The sequence below is a fragment of the Pseudomonas sp. 10S5 genome (assembly GCF_035019745.1).
Classification (GTDB): Bacteria; Pseudomonadota; Gammaproteobacteria; order Pseudomonadales; family Pseudomonadaceae; genus Aquipseudomonas.
Map to the genome: position 1 here is coordinate 28,460 of NZ_JASJVL010000010.1, position 19,385 is coordinate 47,844.

Annotated in this window: 17 protein-coding genes and 1 tRNA gene; all 18 read right to left on the reverse strand. The window is 57.1% G+C overall.

Features of this window, described 5'->3' with window-relative positions:
* Positions 1-26: 26 nt before the first annotated feature.
* Positions 27-3,344, reverse strand: coding sequence for a hypothetical protein (locus QN378_RS12635; RefSeq protein ID WP_323550913.1), 3,318 nt, complete (start codon positions 3,342-3,344; stop codon positions 27-29).
* A complete protein-coding gene (locus tag QN378_RS12640) occupies positions 3,344-5,605 on the reverse strand; it encodes a hypothetical protein (RefSeq protein WP_323570704.1) in 2,262 nt (753 codons plus the stop codon). Before QN378_RS12640 ends, QN378_RS12635 begins: the two co-directional genes overlap by 1 nt.
* Positions 5,606-6,353: 748 nt before the next feature.
* Positions 6,354-7,379, reverse strand: a complete 1,026-nt coding sequence (locus tag QN378_RS12645) for a hypothetical protein (protein WP_323550876.1) — start codon at positions 7,377-7,379, stop codon at positions 6,354-6,356.
* Positions 7,380-7,595: 216 nt separating this feature from the next.
* Positions 7,596-8,201, reverse strand: a complete 606-nt coding sequence (locus QN378_RS12650) for a hypothetical protein (protein WP_323550875.1) — start codon at positions 8,199-8,201, stop codon at positions 7,596-7,598.
* Positions 8,202-8,328: 127 nt separating this feature from the next.
* Positions 8,329-8,634: a hypothetical protein gene (locus tag QN378_RS12655; RefSeq protein ID WP_323550874.1), complete on the reverse strand. Its 306-nt coding sequence runs from the start codon at positions 8,632-8,634 to the stop codon at positions 8,329-8,331.
* A gap of 336 nt (positions 8,635-8,970) precedes the next feature.
* Positions 8,971-10,770: a DUF927 domain-containing protein gene (locus tag QN378_RS12660; RefSeq protein ID WP_323550873.1), complete on the reverse strand. Its 1,800-nt coding sequence runs from the start codon at positions 10,768-10,770 to the stop codon at positions 8,971-8,973.
* Positions 10,757-11,638, reverse strand: a complete 882-nt coding sequence (locus tag QN378_RS12665) for a toprim domain-containing protein (protein ID WP_323550872.1) — start codon at positions 11,636-11,638, stop codon at positions 10,757-10,759. Before QN378_RS12665 ends, QN378_RS12660 begins: the two co-directional genes overlap by 14 nt.
* Positions 11,631-11,912 carry a hypothetical protein gene (locus tag QN378_RS12670; RefSeq protein ID WP_322167123.1) on the reverse strand — a complete coding sequence of 94 codons (282 nt, stop codon included), beginning with the start codon at positions 11,910-11,912 and terminating at the stop codon, positions 11,631-11,633. The genes QN378_RS12665 and QN378_RS12670 overlap by 8 nt, the downstream gene beginning before the upstream one ends.
* A 138-nt stretch (positions 11,913-12,050) precedes the next feature.
* A complete protein-coding gene (locus QN378_RS12675; protein WP_323550871.1) occupies positions 12,051-12,512 on the reverse strand; it encodes a hypothetical protein in 462 nt (153 codons plus the stop codon).
* Positions 12,509-12,958 carry a hypothetical protein gene (locus QN378_RS12680; RefSeq protein WP_323550870.1) on the reverse strand — a complete coding sequence of 150 codons (450 nt, stop codon included), beginning with the start codon at positions 12,956-12,958 and terminating at the stop codon, positions 12,509-12,511. Before QN378_RS12680 ends, QN378_RS12675 begins: the two co-directional genes overlap by 4 nt.
* A complete protein-coding gene (locus tag QN378_RS12685; protein WP_323550869.1) occupies positions 12,955-13,254 on the reverse strand; it encodes a hypothetical protein in 300 nt (99 codons plus the stop codon). Before QN378_RS12685 ends, QN378_RS12680 begins: the two co-directional genes overlap by 4 nt.
* Before the next feature lie 454 nt (positions 13,255-13,708).
* On the reverse strand, positions 13,709-14,371 hold the full coding sequence (locus tag QN378_RS12690; protein ID WP_323550868.1) for a KilA-N domain-containing protein: 663 nt from the start codon (positions 14,369-14,371) through the stop codon (positions 13,709-13,711).
* On the reverse strand, positions 14,368-14,670 hold the full coding sequence (locus QN378_RS12695) for a helix-turn-helix domain-containing protein (protein ID WP_323550867.1): 303 nt from the start codon (positions 14,668-14,670) through the stop codon (positions 14,368-14,370). The genes QN378_RS12690 and QN378_RS12695 overlap by 4 nt, the downstream gene beginning before the upstream one ends.
* Before the next feature lies 1 nt (position 14,671).
* Positions 14,672-14,929 carry a helix-turn-helix transcriptional regulator gene (locus QN378_RS12700; RefSeq protein WP_323550866.1) on the reverse strand — a complete coding sequence of 86 codons (258 nt, stop codon included), beginning with the start codon at positions 14,927-14,929 and terminating at the stop codon, positions 14,672-14,674.
* A gap of 98 nt (positions 14,930-15,027) precedes the next feature.
* The gene (locus tag QN378_RS12705; RefSeq protein ID WP_323550865.1) at positions 15,028-15,525 is read right to left on the reverse strand and encodes a protein kinase; all 498 of its coding nucleotides are present in this window, start codon (positions 15,523-15,525) and stop codon (positions 15,028-15,030) included.
* A gap of 433 nt (positions 15,526-15,958) precedes the next feature.
* Positions 15,959-17,197, reverse strand: a complete 1,239-nt coding sequence (locus tag QN378_RS12710; RefSeq protein ID WP_323550878.1) for a tyrosine-type recombinase/integrase — start codon at positions 17,195-17,197, stop codon at positions 15,959-15,961.
* Between the two features lie 168 nt (positions 17,198-17,365).
* Positions 17,366-17,442 (reverse strand) — tRNA-Met (locus QN378_RS12715).
* A gap of 156 nt (positions 17,443-17,598) precedes the next feature.
* Positions 17,599-19,371, reverse strand: coding sequence for an acyl-CoA dehydrogenase C-terminal domain-containing protein (locus QN378_RS12720; RefSeq protein WP_322201056.1), 1,773 nt, complete (start codon positions 19,369-19,371; stop codon positions 17,599-17,601).
* Positions 19,372-19,385: the final 14 nt, after the last annotated feature.

Sequence of the window (19,385 nt, forward strand, 5' to 3'; positions counted from 1 at the left end):
AGCCATCCTTGGCTTAACGGCAACGGTTATTGGCTAGGCTCTGTCAGGTAAACCAGCGGGCCAACGGTTGCTATACGGGCTCGCGCCGAATCGTTGAGGCTCCGCTCCCACTTCCGATACGCCATCGTACGAACAAGCCGCTTCTGCTGGGCTAGCACGATGGGACGAAGCGCCCCATCTGAATTGGTGATCGCCCTCACCGCGTCTCCTAATTGGCGACCGGCGAATAGTTGCATTGCGGCCTCTAATGTTGGCGTCTTTGGCGTACGCAACACCGAGTAAAGCGCCGCGGCACTTCCTAGGCCGGTGATGCCAGTCAAATGCCCAGCAGCCTCTCCTAGCGCAATTGGCTTGACCAGTCCGAGCACGCGGCGAATTACAGTTTTCTGTCCTGCCGCATCCTGATCCTTGAACGGGTCTTTCGAAATGCCTGTGCCTATGACCTTTGCGTCTGCGGCAGCCATCGCCCTGGAAGATGTAACGACATCCTCAAGGCGTTTTTGGGCGCCTTCCGGCATGTACTTATAGAGAAGGTCTAGCCCGGCTTTGTTCTTGAGCAGGCCGTCATACCAATCAGTCAGCCCCTTTGGCGTGATGTCTTGCGAGGTGCGCGAGCCTTTGGTGAAGCCGCTACTCAGTGCTGTCATGACCACCGACTGCTGCTGTTCTTTCGGAACCTTGCGCATCATGGTTTCGAATTTCTCGGTGTTGCCGGTGCGCAGTTGCTCAATCGCCGGCCCCATCTTCGCGGCTATGGAGCTTTCAAGGTTACGACCGAGCAAGTCAGTCAGGTTGTCCTGGGCATTTTTCCCCTTGTGCTCAAGGTAGCGGGCCGAGGCGAACGGAACGCCAACTCCGTGAGCGTCCGCGACCTTCTGTTGATCGCCCAGCAGCGCGCCGTGGAATTTTTGAAGCTCATTATCTTCGGCATCCGCAAAGTGCCCGTTATGCGCTTTCGACTCAATGGCGCGGCGCAGATTATCTACCGTCTTGAACGTAGGCACTCTGACTGAGCTGTCCTTTACCGATCCGTCGGCAAGGCCCCGTAGATTTGCGGCGCCCGTGTTCAGGTCGCGCAACTGCTGGGCAGCCTCGGGCGTCAGATGCGATTCCAAGCGCGCCAAGGCAGCAGGATTGCTTTGAAGGCTGCGATACCAGTCAGTCATCGCCGGAATATTCAGGCCTTTGCCCTTGCCGCCGGAAAAGGCATCACCAATGCCTGTCAGCACCGACTGCGACTTGAGGCTATCCGGGATGTTAGATAGGGTACGGTCAAACGACTGGAAGTCACCGGTTGCCAGCTTCTTGACTGCGCCCGACACGACGTTGCCGACCGATCCTGACAAGTCTTTGCCGAGCGTTGCCTTGAGGGAGTCTTCAAGCTGCTTGCGCTGGGCAACCAGCCCTTTTGCTTGCGAGAACATCTCTCCATATTCCGGACCTGCCGCCTCAACTGCTCGCTGCTGATCCTGGCTTAGGGTTGCATATAGTCGGTCAAGATCGTGACTGTCGCTGTCGGCGAATGGGCCGCGCCCTTTGTAGCCGGCCGCAACCTGGCGCCGCACGGTATCTAGCGCCGAGTAGGTAGGTTCGACGGCTGATCCGCCTACCAGTTTAGGAGATAGCGCGTTGAGCGTCAGTCGTTCGGCGGGCGACAAAAGCTCATCTCGACCACCGAGCTCTACGAGCTTGCCGGCCAAATAGCCAACGGTAGACTTGGCAGGGGCAAAGGTTGTTTTTGGAATGGCCGTATTAAGCTGCTGATAAAGGCTGTTCGACTGAGTTTCCAACGCATCGCGAGTGTCCACCCCCTGCTGTTTGAAATCGTCGGAAAATCGAGCCTTGTCCAGTGAGCCGCCATTGGCGGTAACCAGATCATCGGCGGCGGCGCTGAGCGCCTTGGCGGTGGCGACGTGCCTGTCGGGGAGGTTTAGCCCAGCAACCGATTGAAGCGGCTTGCCCACGTCAGGGTCGGCAGTCAGCACCCTGTATGCTTTCTGCTGGTAATCCGGAAGCAAGCTAACGTCGCCACCCACGTTATCCAGATTCGCCTGTATATGCGCCAGTGCGCCCTCGGCGGGCGCAGGGGTCGATTCCGGAAGAGCGGTGCCAACATGGTCGTAAAGGTCAGATGCTTCCTTGCGCAGACCATTTATGGTGTCGAGGCTCTTGTCCTTAAAATCCATAGAGAATGCGGCCTTGTCGGTCGACCCTCCATACTCGCTGATCAGATCGTCAGCGGCGCTCGCCAACTTATTGCGGTTCTCAGTGAGCCGGGCTGTCAGTGGGTTACTAGACTGGGCCGCGAAAGCACCTTGAAGGCCGCGAACCTCAGGATTTCCGGTGATCTCGCCGGGGGTAGGGTTGTGAATACCGAGGCGCGCCATCGCGTCGACTACGTTTTTTTGAGGGGCAATGTAGTCAGCCAGATCGGCAATCGCCAAGTCCTGCTTTTTGGCGGGGGCGTTCACAGTGTCGTAGACGTGCTGGTTAGCACTCTTGCTTGAATCGAGTGCGCCACCAATAGGGCCAGATGGCTGTGCGTCGACTCCTGGAGTTGGAGTGCCAGCTTGACTCGCTGCCTGAGCATCGCCCTCGGCGCCCTGCGCTACTGAAGCGCCAGCACTCTGGCCGGGAAGGAATCGCTGCGGTATGACCTTGCGCGCCACTGCGCCAACACCCGAAATTACCGCTGGAGCAGCTGCGCCGACAGTCCCGCCGATCAGTGCGCCCACACCAGCACCGGGCAATCGATCCACCACGTCACCTTCCGCAGAGCCGAACCCATAAGCCGCACCTTGGGCCGCGCCGATTCCTGCGCTTTTTATCGTCGCCCGGCCGAGTGTGGATTTTCCTACGGCGAGTGCGGCCGACTCTGGCAGTGAGGCTCCGAGGGTTGCTACGGCAGGTATAATCGCGCCAACTACGCCGCCAACGGCCGAGGCGATAGGGTGCTGCTCTTGACCGGTCTTTAGTTGCTCACGCTGGTTGGCGACGTTTTCGTTGTAGCGCTGGCGCCAAGTATCAGCAGAAGAGCCGTTTTCGGGTATTGGTATCACGGGCTGAACAGCGGCATCCAGCCCCGCTAGAATCTCGTCCTGATGCCCATACGTCAGCATATCGCCAATGCTACGGATCGTCGCAGTACCAGCGCCAACGTTGTCTTTGCTGTCGCTGAAAACTCCACCATCCGCTGGCTGGTTCGGCGTGGCGCTTTGTCCGGCTGCTGGCTGATTGATCAGGGGGGCTGACTCCCACGCAGAGCGGGCGGTAGGCACCGACTCGGCGTCAGGCAAAACGTTGCGCGGGGCATTGATCAGAGGTGCGTTTTCCCAAGCGGCCATTATGGTTTCCTCCGATGATTACCGTTGGGATCGATGAATTGCGCCCCGGACGGCAGCTTGTGGAAGTCATCGTCATTCTGAATCTGAGGAATTGCCGAAGTCTGCGCGACGGAGCCTTGAGGCGCTTGCGGCACTGGTGTGCTCGTCTGCTGGGGCTGTGCAGACTGAGAAGCCTGTTGCGGCGCGCCGAGTATGTCGTCGATATTTAGCGGGCCCACCCCCTGATTTTTGCGACGGCTGTTGATCATTCCAAGTCGAACTTGAGCGGCTTTGTTGTTCATCGCCTGAATCTCTCCAAGGCGCTGCTTCACGACTTTAGGGTCGTTAACATTGGTAAGGAGTTCGTTCCATGCCCGATTCGCATCACCCTCGGTCTGCGGCCCCTTGTTCAGACGAAGGCTGTCATTGCGGATCTTTTCCAGGGATGACATGAAGGATGCGTAGTTCGCGCTCTGCGGGGTGCTTATCCCTGAGCTGTTTCTCGCGGCGTTCTTCCTATTTTCAAGCGGGCCAAGCACGAGGCTGCCGTCATCAATTTGGCCGAGGATATTGCCCATTTGAGTGTTGATGCTCTGAACGTTGCTCACCGCATCAATGTCACCGTCTTCAAGTTTCTGAAGACCTACCGGCAAATTTCCAGCCTTGTTGGTATTCCGAAGCTTGGCAGCGGTGGAAGCATTTTTCTCGTCGATACTCGCCACTTTCAGCTGCCGGTCAAGGCCCGCCGTGCCGGTAGGGTCTACCAATGTCCGCAAGCGCTGTTGCTGGTCCGGCGTCGCGTTCGGAGCAGCTGCAGCGTTAAGCGCGTCCTCAAGCCGGCCCGACTGTCGTAACTGCTGCTCGCCGGCGCGATCTTTAATGCCTGAGTCGACTAAGCCTTGAGCGGCGACAACTCTGTTCGCGGCGCGCTCTCTGGTCTGATCTAGCCCGGCGTCGCTTTGCTTCTGCCCGGTGGTGAGCGGCTTGCTGCTGTCGTGGACGATATTGGTGTGATCTGCGCTCCATTGCGCACCAAGCGCCTGATCGCGTCGGTCTTCGTTTTTGTAACTCTCTCGGAGGTCGTGCGCTTTCTGGAAGCGACCCATGGCCAGAGCGGCATCACCTGGCTGCGCCTGACTGAAAGTTCCGATACCGTCGCCGAGATTAGCCGCTGAGCCCAAAGACGCGAGACTTGCATTAGGGTTGGCAGCTGGCGGTGCTGGGTTACTGATAACGTCTCCAAGACTTTGTGCGGAAGCTTGATCTCTCGGGGCATTAGAAAATCTTGCCTCTCCGTTAGGGCCGGTTGCTGCGACGATCTGTCTGCCTGCGCGGGCGCCGCCGGCCGCGTCTGTCCCTGCGCCAGTTGAGCGATAGATATCTAACGAGGCTGGCTCAGGCGCAGTAGTTGGAGCGCTCGATGCCTGGCTAGCTGGCTGCGCCTGTGCAACAGGATTTGGATCTGTCGGTGGAGCAACGGCCATTGAGGCGGCTGGCTTGGCAGCAAATTGAGCGTTCCATGCCGCTACCTGCTGCTGTTTGGTAAATGGGTCTGCGCTGAATATCCCTGACGCTGGTAGCGGGACAGGGCTCGGATTGGTGTGAGGAAGATTCGTTGACATGGGCAGCACACCCACAGGCGCCGCATCTGCGAGCGATTGAGGTTTGGCTGCCGGGCTTGCCACACCTAAAGCATTCGCACCAATAGTCGAGCCGATCTGCGCAAGGTTAGTCATCGGTGGAGGCAGAGGTCCGGCAGGGATCGGAGTCACCATGCTTATGTTGGCCAGATTATTCGGCTGATTTGGTGGTGGTGTTGCAGGTGAGGGAGTTACGGCTGCTGGCTTGGGGTCAGCAGGTTGCGGTGCCAGCGCAGACGGAAAAGCATCAGCCAAGTTAGATGGGCCTGACTGGGCAGCTGCTACCGGATCGAGAGGCGTAAGGTCGATGTTCCCGAGGTTATTAGGCTGCGCTGGCGGTTTGGCTGCCTGCGCCGCTGAAAAGCCAGGAAAAGCATCAGCCAAGTTAGATGGGCCTGACTGGGCAGCTGCTACCGGATCGAGAGGCGTAAGGTCGATGTTCCCGAGGTTATTAGGCTGCGCTGGCAATTGCTGCTGAGCGCGGCCAATCGGCCCGGCAGGTGGGGTAAGTTGTTCTAGCGACTGCTGCCCGGGAGGCGGCGCCAAATACTTCGCAGGCGTGTTGGTCGCGTCAAAGCTGGTTTGCTTCGCGCGAGCAGCGTAGGTGTCGGCGGTATCGCCGTCGATGTCGCCAATTGCCATTTCTTGATACTCCGGAGTGTTGATTTGATTGCTTAGCCACAAACAGAGAATTTGTGGCTAAAACTTTTATGCAACCAAAGAATCACTTTCCGGCTCACATATTTTCCCGCACGTACCACAACGGTAATTGGGTTTTCTGCCTCGCTGCTGGGGCTCAAACGCTTTGTCCCAGCTCAGGCCTCGATACCTGCGCATCTTCACGGTCGTCCATTTAATGCCGTGAATTGCTGCCCACTCATGCGCCGGCCTAGCCTGGCCATCAAGTGAAACCAGCATCGATGCCGCGCACACGCTATCCAGTCTGTTATTGCTGCTCATGATCCTGCCCCATCATTGATTTGATGTTGCTGGTATATGTGACTGGCTTGAGAAGGGAAGTTTTTGCTTCGGGTTCTAGCGGGGAGGTGGTGCGTGGTACGAATGACCGGGAGTTCGTACCGTTCGTACCGTCATGCTGGGCCGCGGCGCTTGCGTCACATACATAACGGTCCGTTCGGATGCAACATCAGTAACAAAAAAGGCCCCAGAAGGGGCCCTCAAGAAATTGGTTTATTAACGCAACTCAACGGTCCCGTTGCGGAAGGTCGCAACCAAGGTATCGCCTATGCGAGTAGCCAGGCCGCTTGGCTTCCTGTCTTGGGACGAAGGGATAGACCCACTTCGATCGGAGCACGCGAACGACCGAGCGAGCCATTGCTCGCGATCAGGCTTAGGCGGACTGCCGATTTGTCCTGAGGTCTCGCGATATTCATAAGTCATGAGAGTAACCCGTATGGTTGTGATGCAATTTTGGCTCATTGAGCATTACAAACTTTTCACCACGCTTCAGCACGCCTACGTGGGTACGTCCACCAACTGTAGCAACACCATTTGCAAAGCGCTGCATTCCAGACTGAATATTTACAAGAAGCTCGACCAAATCGACTGCGTATTGTGTAGGCAAATTAGCAAAATCAATATTCGCAACGTGGTCGTTCCACGGCAGGTCTATAAACTCTTGAGGGATGTCAAACTGGAAACCCTCGGGAATTTCGACGCCGGCCGCTCGTAATTGTTCCGCGAAGATCGAAGCTAAACGCGCGTCACGCGGTGCGGCTTCGGTCATCAGCTTGAACATCACTCCATTGACGATCCGCTGGTCGACACCTACAAGTAAACGCTCAACAAAGTCAGCCTGTCCACCAAAACAAGTTCCGGAACGTGTTTGCCAGACGAACTGTTCCTCTGACCGGAGATTACAAACAGAAATCTTGAAGACCTTACTGGTCTCGTCGTCCTTCCCGTATCCCCCTGCGATGAACTGAACGTCAGGGAAATAGGGGCGCTGCTCTTCTGGAGCGTTCGCGTAGTCCAGTTGGCGCTCCCACTCTGTACGAGCATGACCAAGAAACGCTTCCGCTACAGCATGTACAGACGTGAACGTGATCTGCTCTGCTAAGTTTTTCTTACGAAATCTGGCTGCAACGCTGGCAATTGTGACTCCGGACAATGTAGCCATCCCTGCCGTAACAGCAGCGACGGAAGTATCGTCATCCTCATATAGAAGGAACATCTTCTGTGCGCCGCCAAAAACATTGGTAACGAACGGCTGGATCTGGGCGACAGATACTACTTTGTTTCCGAATGCGTCTACCAACTCATTGCCTTGGGCGTCACGAGCGAAACCGTCTTGACCACATCGGAACGGCAATACTGCCTGTTCCACGATGCTGGACAGACTATCGCAGCCCAAAACGATCGCGTCATATGTCGCGATGGCAATATTGATAGTCAAGGGCGGTCTTCCATGATTGTGATCGGCGGCGAGTATCGATCAACTTATCGCCGCCTGCAAATTCGAATTAGCTATAACTAGCAGTCAAAAAGCCACTATTTTGGAATTGTTGCGTTACAAATTGGATGGGTGCCGTTGCATTTACACTCAGACTTTTTTCCGCAACGCGACCAAGCAACTTGCTACACCGTTCGCGAATTGGCAAAACGGGCAGCGTTAATTGCCAACGATGCTTAGGGTTGGCGGCAATTTCGGGCCGAGTACCGCACCAGGTGCGAACGGATCTGGCAGCAGATGCGAGGGCATTTCTTTGATGAACCTCATCATTGCAAGTTGGCAGGCGCGATGCAACGGGCCGCCATCGCCCCATACTTCGCTCTGCCGGTCGGCGCTATCTTCTAATTGAGACAGAAACGCGACGCCCCTTATGCTGGTGTCGCCATCCAAATGGGCTTGATGGCGGTGTGCCGGGTTGACGCTCAGTATGTCGCAAACTCGGTCGAAGCCGAGCGCATGGCTCAGCCCTTCAGTATCCAGCATTAGCGAACGACCAAACGCGGTCATCACTGTGCGCAGATCGTCCCACTCTTTGCGGCGGTGGTCCTCGGCTCGCTGCTGGAGTTCATAAATAGAGTTGGCTGTGAACGGAAGGTAATGACGCAACTTGCCCGCCTGTCGACGCAGCGCCCGGCGTTCGCACTGGATCACGTCGATGTGTCCCGCAAAGATGCGGCATATACGGCGAATCGTAATCAGGTTGGTGCTGGGCGTTAAGCCAGGTTTTTGCGCAATTCGTATAAGTGCCATAGCGGTGGTGGTCATTGTGCGCACTCCATAGCGGTTGCGTTGCGGGTGGCGCACAAACGCTCACCCGGATGTCTGCGATCTGAAACAGCGTGATTTGCTGTTACATCGGCTGTTACAGACCGAATTGTTTCTGGAGGCTGGGTCATCGAGGCGCCTCCATGGGCGTGCCGTCATACAGAGCACGCAGGTCGGTTCCAGGCTGGCAGTGGCGGCTTGTGGGGGCGTAACAGGACCGGCACACCAATATGTGAGCTAGATATCGGTCACGGGCATCACGCCACTCAGGAGTGGCATGGGCAGCGGTGTTGTAAGTGCGCGGCGGTAAGTTGGCGGAGCGCTCGACCGGCACCAGGCGTGGACGATCCGTGACGCGACTCGCCATTTTCGATTTGTCAGTCCCGGCGATGGTCGGTGGCATGTGATCGAGCAGACCGGAAAGGAGGCTCATTGCGTCACATCGACTGGATTGCCATAGATGCAAAATGTGACTGTGAAAAAAAATCGGGGGAACGGGGGAACAGTGGGAACAGCCAATGTTTCCGGGCGGTTGGATGGGGGTTTCTGTTCCCCACCTTTTTTTCGGGGGAACAGTGATAGCCAAATACTCGGAAAAGCCGACGCGCTTATATTGAAAAACATGTTTGTGTTCCCCCTGTTCCCCATACATCTAATAAGGGGGAACAGCTACAGGCCACGGCTTTAAAGGCCGTTCCCCCGTTCCCCCTGTTCCCCACAAAACTAGGTTCCTGTGAAGTCGGGTATTGATGGTTTGGCGTACTGGAGGTCATACGCTGCCCCCTTCGCCGTCCATGACCTCGGGATCGATCACGTACAGCCGGGGTGAACCGCCACCGGGAATGCGGTACTTTTTGGTTTTGCGGCTGTCCCGGTCGGTGTCCCGCTTTGCCAAGGCTCCAGCGCTTTCTAGCGCCTTGACTACACGACTCAGGCCGTACCCTGACGCAGCCTCGGTCAGTGACGACTTATTGAATAGATACAGCCGCTTGGTGCCGACCAGTTCCCAGTACCCAGCGCGGTTGAATACCTTGGCGTCAACAGTCTGGTCATCCACATCGGAGAACCGGCTACTGCCGTGCTTGTCGATGAAATCCATAATGCCGGCCAGTATCTGGCGGTCCTCGGCATTCCCGCTGCCTACCCGGTCCAACCACTCGCTATACAACAACTGGCAGTCGGCGAGGGCGCTGCCTTGCGTCCAAGGCAACAGTCCGTAGGTGATAGCCATTTCGGCAGCCAAAGCAATGATGGCGAATCGATCCGCTACACGCCCGGCTTGGGCGTTGTCCTCAGTGAACTTGGCGCGAACATTGGCGAAGTCTTTCAGCAGGCCGGGGCGATCATCGCTGGCGAGCAGCTTTTCCACGAACGCTGGCCCGATATGCCCATGATGTGCGCCGACAGCCACGGTAAGCAGGCGGTGGAAGTCAGCACCCGCCAGGCCGTGCAATTCATCAAACGCCCGATAGGTGCGAGTTCCAGCGTTTACGTCCACCATGCGCAGCTCAGCGCCAGCATGGGCCGCGTTACCGCCGATAGCCGCGTGTTCTGACAACGAACGTTCACCACTCGAAAGCGCCAGCAAGCGCCACGTCAATTTGGCCCGCCCCTCACGCTCTCGGGTCATGGTCCCTTTGCCCTGGCCGTTGGCAAGCGAGTAGGCCATTTCCTGTACGCGCTTGGGGTCAGCGCGCTTGATTTCGTCCAAGGGCAACATGGTGTCGTTGCGTCCCGATGCTTCAATCTCCAACCCGCCTTTGGTCATGTCCCAAGACGCTGCAAAGATGCCTGGATCACCCCACACTGACGATCCGATCAATTGCGCGAGAGACTTGCCGCTCGAGCTGTCGCCCACAAGGTGAACACCGCCGCCCAATACGCCAACCAGACTCAGCAGCGGACCAGCCAGCGCGCAGCCAATCGCCAGCGTCAGTACCGGATTGCCCTCGCACTTGGCGGCAACTTCGATCTTCCAGCCCTCAAGATCGCCGCGCAAGCTGAACAGGTTTTGTCCTTTGCCGCTGGCCTGATAACGCACCTTGTCGCTACCGATGGTGCGGCCCGGCAGTACAAAAGCGCCAGACTCATGCCAGCCCGGGCGGCAAGTGGTGGCAAACACTTGGTCGGGGCGCTGGTCGAGTAGGTACTCCATGAACTGGCCGCGCTTCTTGAGAGCGATGATTACGCCCATGCCGAACAACTGGCGCCTGGCGTCTTCACCGCTACCACCGAACACTTCCATGGGAATAATCCATTCCTTGGTACCGCTCTCGGTTGCCAAGCGAAGGAATCGGCCCTCGCTACCATCTTCGCTGTTGGTGGTGCGTGCCGCGACGGTCACGGGGGTGGCAATCCATTCATCAATGATCGGGCGGTCTGTCTTGTCGTCGTCCGTCTCATCATCGGCGCCGCTACGTTTGAAGCCGTGCCAGTACACACCGGGCCGCAGCCTGCGGGATTTTTCGTTCGTCACCCAGTTCTCATACACGCCCCAGCAAGGGCGATCCGGTACGACCATGGGTGCGTCTGGGCGAAGGCTCACTACTTTGTTTTCAGGCGATGCCATGGGCTTTGCTCCATATGGCCAAATCATTGAAGTCGCTGAGGGTGTCCGGCACGTCGGCGGGCCACTCCGGGAAGGTGACCAGGCAGCCAGCAAGTGCGGCAGCAGCATTGGCGGCAGTGCGTCCAGGATTGCCCTCGGTTGTTCGGTCATCGTCGCCAGCGATGATGATTTCCTGATTCGGGTACCGGGCACGAAGCGCCAGCGCCACCGGCTTGAGGTTGCCCGCATTCATTGCTGCGGCGACGGTATAGCCGCCGTCTTGATGAAGCGTGGCGCCGGTCGCCCAGCCTTCGCATACGCAAAGCGGACGGTCTGGCGTGATGGTGCCGAACGTGGAATAGCTGGCGCTGACCTTGCCGCCAGCGAGGAAGCGCTTACCGCCGTCCGGGCCGATACGTTGCAGGTTGATCAGTTGGCCGTTGGCGTACAGCGGCACCAGCAGTTCGGAGCCGCGCTGGCGCAGGCCGTGGCCACGCACTTGCTTGGCAACCAAATAAGCATGATCAGGATATGCGCGGCGTGCGTGACTCCACCAACGGCCGGCCCATTCAGCTGCGATCTTCTGGCGCCGTTGGCGCTCGACTTCGCGCTGGCGCCGGGCCTGCTCAATGCGCTCTCGAACCTGCTCGGCCTCACGGGCGTCGACCGGCTCACGGCTACACCAGGTCATAGTGCCACCGGTTTTCCAACTGCCGAATGCGCCTGAAGCGATGCCGTCCAGGTAAAGGACGTACCAACCGTTTACGCTACCGGACTTATCTCCGGGTACATGGAACCGGTGAATATCGCCGTCTGGTTCGGGCATCCAGTCGAGCGGCCCGTGTACGGATTGAAGGGCTTCACGAAAGAGAATCGCGTTGTCACTCATGTTGGCCACCAGATGTGCCAGCAAATGCCCGGCAAATAGCGCCGTTATTCACGCCGTGCCAGTGGGTCATTTCGTCTATGGAGTCGACCAGCGAAGACGTCACCAGAGCATCAGCGCTGCGCATTACGATACGGCCACACTCTGCATCCGCTGCGTTTAGAAAAGGCCCCATCAGTGCTTTGGGCGCTTTCGGATGAGTCAGGTAAAACAACTCGGTGGCTTTCTTAGGGCAAGCCGATCCCGCTGGCGCTGATGCGCCATTTTGAATTTTCATGGTTAGCCTCTTAAGGTCAGTACGTCGTGGCGATGCGCGACGGCGCTGCCTTTTTCGGTTTTAAACGATGGCTTGATCATGGATACAAGCGCCAAGGTGAGCTCGGAAGCGGACGTTTTGACTTTGAGATCAAAGCTTTCATCGCGCGCCCTCCTGCCAAAGAACATCTAGTTCATGCCTCATGCATTCAGCCCACTGGAGGGTCTTAGTTGACCAGTCGTTCACTTCCGCAATGCCTAACTGTGCAAATGCGTGCGCCGTGTGATTTTCCGGGAAGTGCTCGAGCATTACGGTGAAGATTGCGTGTACGTTGGTAAATACATCCTGTACGGCAAACAGGTCATCCATGCCCGATACCGCCACATCCATAGTTGTGCGGCTCATTGCACCCCCCCCATTCGACTCAATCACGCCTTCGAGCAGCTCTGCCCAAGCCATTGCGGTGTGCTGAGCGACAATCGCCAAAACCTTCGTTACAAACGGCTGCGTGGTTGGCGCCGCAATGACTGCAAGAGCCATGGCCAGCAGAACAAGAATCTCTTGCGCGCCGCGCAGGTCGTCGAGGGAGCTATCGGTAGGTGTTGCGATAGATCGGCTCATGGGTACGCCCTCCCGATTGCCGACTCATGTATTGGGACGTAGGCGTACTGTTCGTGATCAGGCTCGTACTTCGCGTGTTCCAAAATAGAACTGAGAACGCTCAGCGGCATGGAATTTTTGTATTGATGGACAAACGCAACGAGGAAGGCGCGACTCGGTGACAATTCACCGGCACTGCGAGACCACAGCGCTTGCATAACCTGGGTTTGGGCGCGGTGTCGTTCGATATCGTTTCCGGCTTCAGGAGGCATCGCGGCCAGCGAAATGAGTTCAATTTTCCGCCCCAGCAAGTCGCTTCCGAACGCATGGAGCATGTCATTGGCTAAAACTTGGTCAATGAGGCCAAACCCAAAACCGTAGAAGCCCCGACCGTCATAGACTTGGATGACGAAAAAGGTGTGGATCGGAGCGTTTTTAGGAGTTTGGGTAATAGTGATCAGACTCATACCGACATCGCCGCATTTGCCGACACGATTTCGGATTCCGCATTTTGTGTCGCGGGTTTGGCATCGCTTTGAACGCGCTCAAGGTAATGCTCTGCATCTTGCTGAAGTCGAACGCCAACTAATCGCAGGCCATGTCCGACGCCAGCGATCACAGACGGACTGAGAACTCCCTCCTCATCGCCAGAGTCGAGCAAGCGCTGAAACAGGCTACCCACAGCCCAAATAAACTGGCCGGTCGCTTCCATAATCGAGGCAGCATTGCCCAGGCAGGCGCTAGTAGTGGTTGCGCGAGTCATTCGGCACCGCCGACTGTTTCCAGCGAACGTGCTTGTTCCATGTGAGCGTTGTAGCGTTTGAGTCGAACAGAAATGGCAGAGTTTGCGCGGAGGGCGTTTAGTGCCATACGGCGGTGGGCAAAAGCGCGGATTCTGGATGGAATGAGGGCGTGCATAGGTGGAGCTCCCGTATCAGATTGAGAGCTGCCACATTTGCGACCAAGCAAGAGGGTGGCAGCCGTGTGCGGATTGGTCGACCGGAGATACAGGAATCCGGCAGGGCCTAAGCCCTTCCACACACAGCCACCATAAAACGAAATTGGGGACGAAAAAATAGCGCCAGCAATCGTAATGGAGGCGCCTATGCGCCCGTATCTGATCGGGCGACCAAGCCCGGTCGCTGATTTTGCAGCGAAGGGCGCATCATACCGCCGATGTGCGAACTTGGCAACACTCGGGAATGATTGAGTGGGCGTCATGCGGCAATCCTCCGCTGGTGTTTGCTCTGCAACTCACGCACATAGCGCAGCAGGTTCACTTTGCGTTCGGCGTAGACCATGCCCGTGCCGATCAGCGCTGTGTCGCGCAGCTCGGCCAAGGTGACAAGCTCAAGCTCGGCGGCGTTCAACTGGTTGCGGTCGCGGCCTGCAAAGTAGCCGGTAATCACCTGATTGATGAGCCGGGCTTCGTTGATGAAGTGGTGTGGCTTCGCTGTCTTACCTTGGGCCTCGCAGTTGAGCGCTATGGCATCACAGACGGCCTTGTGACCGATGGCAGCCTCACGGCGGGCGCTGGCCCATGGCTTCGACTCGCCGCGTAGGAGGGCGTCTACCTGCTCGTCGCACCAGACGGCGAAGTCCACGGAAAGCCACCGGGCAAAAGCCACGGCCAACTTTGGATGAAGCCATGTGCCTTGGTTTTTACCGCCGCGCTTGGTCATAGACCAGGCGTTACCAGATAATCCGGTAACGGTGCGGCGGTTCAGGGCCTCCAGGTATTCGATGGTCGAGGGGAGACTAAGCCAGTCGTTTGGACGCTTGTCGAAACGCTCGGCTATCTCGGTCGCATGAAGCCAGCCCTCAGCATTGAAGCGCACGGCCTGGCCTTCATAGTTGATTGGAACAATGCGGGCACTCATGCGGCCGCCCTTACGCCAGGCTTGGCGATCAAGGTGTACACGGCAACGCCACGATGGGTGCGCCCCCATTCATCGGTCAGCACTATGCGATTGGTGATGATCTCGTAACCGGCGTTTCGCAGGTCGCAGATACGCGCACCAGGTCGGCAGATGTTGAGTTCACGCATTATGGCGAACGTATCAATGGAGCCTTGCTCCATACGACCGGCAAGCCGTGCGTTCTGGGCATTTTGACTGTTATCATTGATGCGAGAATTTTCGTGGCTGGCCTGTTGGTCGGCCATTTTTTTTGTCTTCATTTTAGGCCACCGAACGCAGAGCGATGCGTTGGCGTACCCAGAAATGAACCTCGGCCAGCACAAAGCCCACCGGTGAACCACGGGACTTGCTGTTGCTCAGCGATACCGGGCGGGGAAAGGTTGGATCATCTTTTAGGCGTTTGTAGACAGTTGCACGGGCCAAGCCAGTGATGGCTTCCACTTCGGGGAAGCGAATGATGGTGTTAGCAGGATCGAACTGTGAGGCGGCGCTGGCTTCGATGTGGCGGATGTTGCTCATGTCTGTATCCCGTTATTGATGGCGACGGGACAATTCAAAGCTAAAAGCAAATACGGGGCACCCCTACAGGGGTAGAGACCACCCCTGTAGGGGTATGTTCAGGAACCTTTCAGGCTGCGCTTTGCTTCTGCGAACTTGGTTTCAAGGGTCGTGGCGGATATACCAGGCTTACCCTCGTGATATGCCAACAAGGCAGAAATTATTGACGCCTGGCTTGAAAATGCTGATTGCGGCTTTCCTGCTGGTGTTTGACTAAGCATCAGACCAAGCAGTCCGCCAATGATATTTTGATAGGTGGTTTCGGACTTTTGTCCTGGCTCACCCATTTTGGCAACAATATTTTTTAACGAGTCTCTTTCGCCAGAAATATCGTCTCTCTCCTGCCTTAGATCTTTGAATGCAGTTACAGCTTTTTCCAGGCGTAACTTATTTGCTCTATGTTCGACCTGTAAGGCTCGGAAGGAATTGGCATCGATGGAGCTGTGGGTGCTGCGCTCAATTTCGTCAAAGAGGAATGCTGGTTTTTGGTCGGGGTATCTTCGCGCCATCCACTCTTTCAGGTCAGCATGGCGGATCGTCAGCCGGTGTTTAGCCACCTGATCTCCAGGTCCAACTGTGCGGCCGTCGCGCCCATGAGGTAGGTCTTCATTCAGAATCGCATCGAGTATTTTTTCTGCATTGGCTCTAAGGCAAGGCCACTGGGGGAACTTTCCGGGGCCTGGCACTGGGTCGTCTTGGACAGCATTTAGAATCGTAGTTTCATGAGCAATTAGTCCGCACCACCTTAGAGCGGCCTCTGTCGGTCTATAAAATGGTTTCTCAAGAGAGCTGCAACTTTTCGCGTCGTACATTAAATACGCCTCCCAGGCGTCCCAATTTAGATAAATCAGCCAGCCAAGCGGATGGGAAGTCCGCTTTTCGCTCCGTCGAGCTAGGCCAGCCAAAACTGTTACCTGTACGAATACTGTCTATCCGAACAGTGATGGCGTTTAGTCTATATCTATCTATGCCGACAAAGGAAGGGCCGCATCAGGCCCGCTTGATCGACACGACATTGCCCTTTGCCAAGGTGTCTTGATGGTCGGCGTACCATTGCATCATGGTCGCGCGCTGGGTCAGGTACTGGGCTTTGTTGTAAACACCAGCTACGCCTTCCTTGACGTGTGATAGCTGCGCCTCGATGTGGTTTTCGTCGAATCCGTGTTCGTTGAGGATTGTTGAGGCAATGTGGCGGAAGCCGTGTCCGGTCTGGCGACCTTCGTAGCCAAGACGGCGCAGGGCCATCAGAAACACGGTGTTGCTGCGGGGCTTGGTGGTGTCACTGCGTCCAGGGAACAGCAGCGGATAACCTCCAGTGAGATTGCGCAGATCGCATAACAACTCCACGGCTTGGCGGGGCAGGGGCACCAGGTGTTCGCGGCGGCGCTTCATTCGTTCGGCGGGGATTGTCCATAGCGATTTGTCTAGATCGAACTCAGACCACCGGGCCTCGCGTAACTCAGACGGGCGACAGGCGAGAATGGAAAGCAGGTGTAGGCCGATCCGAACATCTATGGCGCTGGGGTATGCCCGGATGGCGCGTAGCAGTGGCGGCAACTCATCTACCGGGACGTGGGCGTAGTTCTCTGATGGCTTGGTCTGGAGAAACTTGTGAAGCCCTTCTAGCGGGTTATGGGTGGCGCGGCCAGTGACGCGGGCGAGGTCGTAAATCTCCTGGCACCGGGCGCGTACTCGGCTGGTCTGCTCGATGATGCCCTTTTGTTCCATGCTGCGTAGAAACTCCATCCACTCCATGGGCAGGATCTCGGTGTATATCCGCTTACCAAATACCGGGAACACATGAAGCTCCAGCGCGCCGATGGTTCGGATTGCCGTTCCGTCCGTCCAGCTTTTGCGCTTGGCGGCGTACCACTCCCGCGCCAAGTGTTCGAAGGTGTTGTTTGTCGCTTCGATCTCTGCGGCCTTTCTGGCTCGTTTGGTGGCGAGCGGGTTTCCGCCTTTTGCTGCGTCCTCTCTAAGCACGGCTGCTTTCTGTCTGGCCTGCGAGCCGGATAACTGATGGTCGCCAGTGCCGTAGCCGCCAAGGCCAAGCCATGACCACTTGCCGTCTGGCTTCTTGTAGCGCAGTTGCCACGACTTACTGCCGTCCGGGCGCACGCGCAGATACAGGGCGTTGCCGTCCAGTTCCCGGTACTCCTTGGCTTCTGGTTCCAGGGTGATTAGCACGGTGTCGGCTAAAGGGCGGCGTTTGATCTCGCTGCGCTTCATTTTCCTTGTACCCCTCAGTTTCAATTATTTTCCAAGGTACATGAGGGGATACACGAAGGGAAGATATAGGGGTAGACAAGGAGATACAGCCAGAAACAAGAAAGCCCGCACTAGGCGGGCTTCTTGAGGTTGTTTATAGACTGCTGTGGACGTCTGTAAACAGGTACTTGGTGGCTACACAGGGACTTGAACCCCGGACCCCAGCATTATGAATGCTATGCTCTAACCAACTGAGCTATGTAGCCAAGTGGCGCGCATTATTCGCGGATACGGGAAATGTGTCAAGCGTTGTTCTTGAGAATTTATCCGTGCGATCAAGCGGTTAGCCCTCGATACGGTCAGACCCGACATTTCCCCAAGCGCTCAGCGAGCAATCCCGTAACCTCTATCCATTCAATGCTTTAAAACTGCTCAGCGGTTAACCCGTATAACGACTCGCTTCCGGCACGGATGCTGTGTTCCAGGCTGATTATTCGTGGGAGCATCCGGCTAAAGTAAAAATGGGCGGTGGCGATTTTTGCGCCGTAGAAGGCCACATCTTCAGCTCTTTTGCCCTCGGCGACGTGAGACATGCGTGCCCACAGGTAGGCGTAGGCGACGTAGCCGAACAGGTGCAGATACTCGACCGAGGCGGCGCCGATTTCGTTGCGGTTGCTGTCGGCCTGTTCTTGTACCCAGTCGCTCAGGTTTTCCAAGCGCTGCACCGCGTCGAGCAATGGCGCCGAGTAGGTCACTCCCGGCTGGTCCGCGAAGGTTCGAATTTCGGCGGTGAACTGACGCAGCGCGACGCCCTTGTCCATCACCACTTTGCGTCCGATCAGGTCCAGTGCCTGGATGCCGTTGGTGCCTTCGTAGATCTGCGCAATGCGTACGTCGCGTACCAGTTGTTCCTGGCCCCATTCGCGAATGTAGCCGTGGCCGCCCAGCACTTGCTGGCCGTTGATGCAGCTCTCCAACCCAGTATCGGTGAAAAATGCTTTGGCGACCGGGGTTAGCAGGGCGACCAACGATTGAGCGTCTTGCCGCTCTTGAGCATCGTCAGAGAACTTCGCAAGGTCCAGTTGTTGCCCAACGTAGCTGGCAAATGCGCGGCCGCCTTCGGTCATGGACTTCATGCTGAGCAGCATGCGACGCACGTCGGGGTGGACGATGATCGGGTCGGCGATTTTGTCCTTGGCCACGGCGCCGGTTGGCGCGCGACTTTGGATGCGTTCGCGGGCGTAGGCGACGGCGCTTTGGTAGGAGGCTTGGGCGCAACCGATGCCCTGAATCCCGATGGACAAGCGTTCGTAATTCATCATGGTGAACATCGCCGCCAGGCCTTTATGCGCCTCCCCGATCAACCAGCCGCTGGCGCCGTCAAAGTTCATCACACAAGTGGCCGAGGCCTTGATGCCCATCTTGTGTTCAATCGAACCACAGGTCACCGCGTTGGGCTCCGCCAGTGAGCCGTCAGCGTTGACCCGTATTTTTGGCACCAGAAACAGTGAAATTCCTTTAGGGCCAGCCGGCGCGTCGGGCAATTTGGCCAACACCAAATGGATGATGTTCTCCGTAAGATCCTGCTCGCCACCAGTAATGAATATCTTGCTGCCGCTGATACTGAAACTGCCATCGGACTGGGGTTCTGCGCGGCTACGGATGATGCCCAGGTCGGTGCCAGCATGGGCTTCGGTCAAGCACATGGACCCAGCCCAGCGGCCTTGGTACATCGGTGGCAAGTACAGGCTTTTCAGAGCTTCGCTGGCGTGGGCGTCAATGGCCAGGCACGCGCCGGAACTGAGAGCCGAGTACAGCGCGAAACTGGAGTTCGCGCCGTAGAGCATTTCTTCAAATTGCACGGCGAGCATTTTCGGCATGCCCATGCCGCCGAACTGATCGTTGCCGGACAGGCCGACCCAGCCACCTTCTATATAGGTGGCGTAGGCCTGCTTAAAGCCTGTGGGCGTGCTGACTTGGCCTGTGTGCCATTGCGCACCTTCTTCGTCACCGCTGCGGTTCAGTGGGGCGATCAGCTGTCCAGTGACTTTGGCCGCTTCTTCAAGAATGGCGTCTGCGGTGGCGGCGTCGACGATTTCGGCCAAGGCGGGCAAGCGTGCCCACAGCGCCGGGGCGTCAAATACTTCGTGCAGAACAAAGCGCATGTCCCGCACGGGAGCGTTGAATTCAGGCATCAGGTGAACCTCGT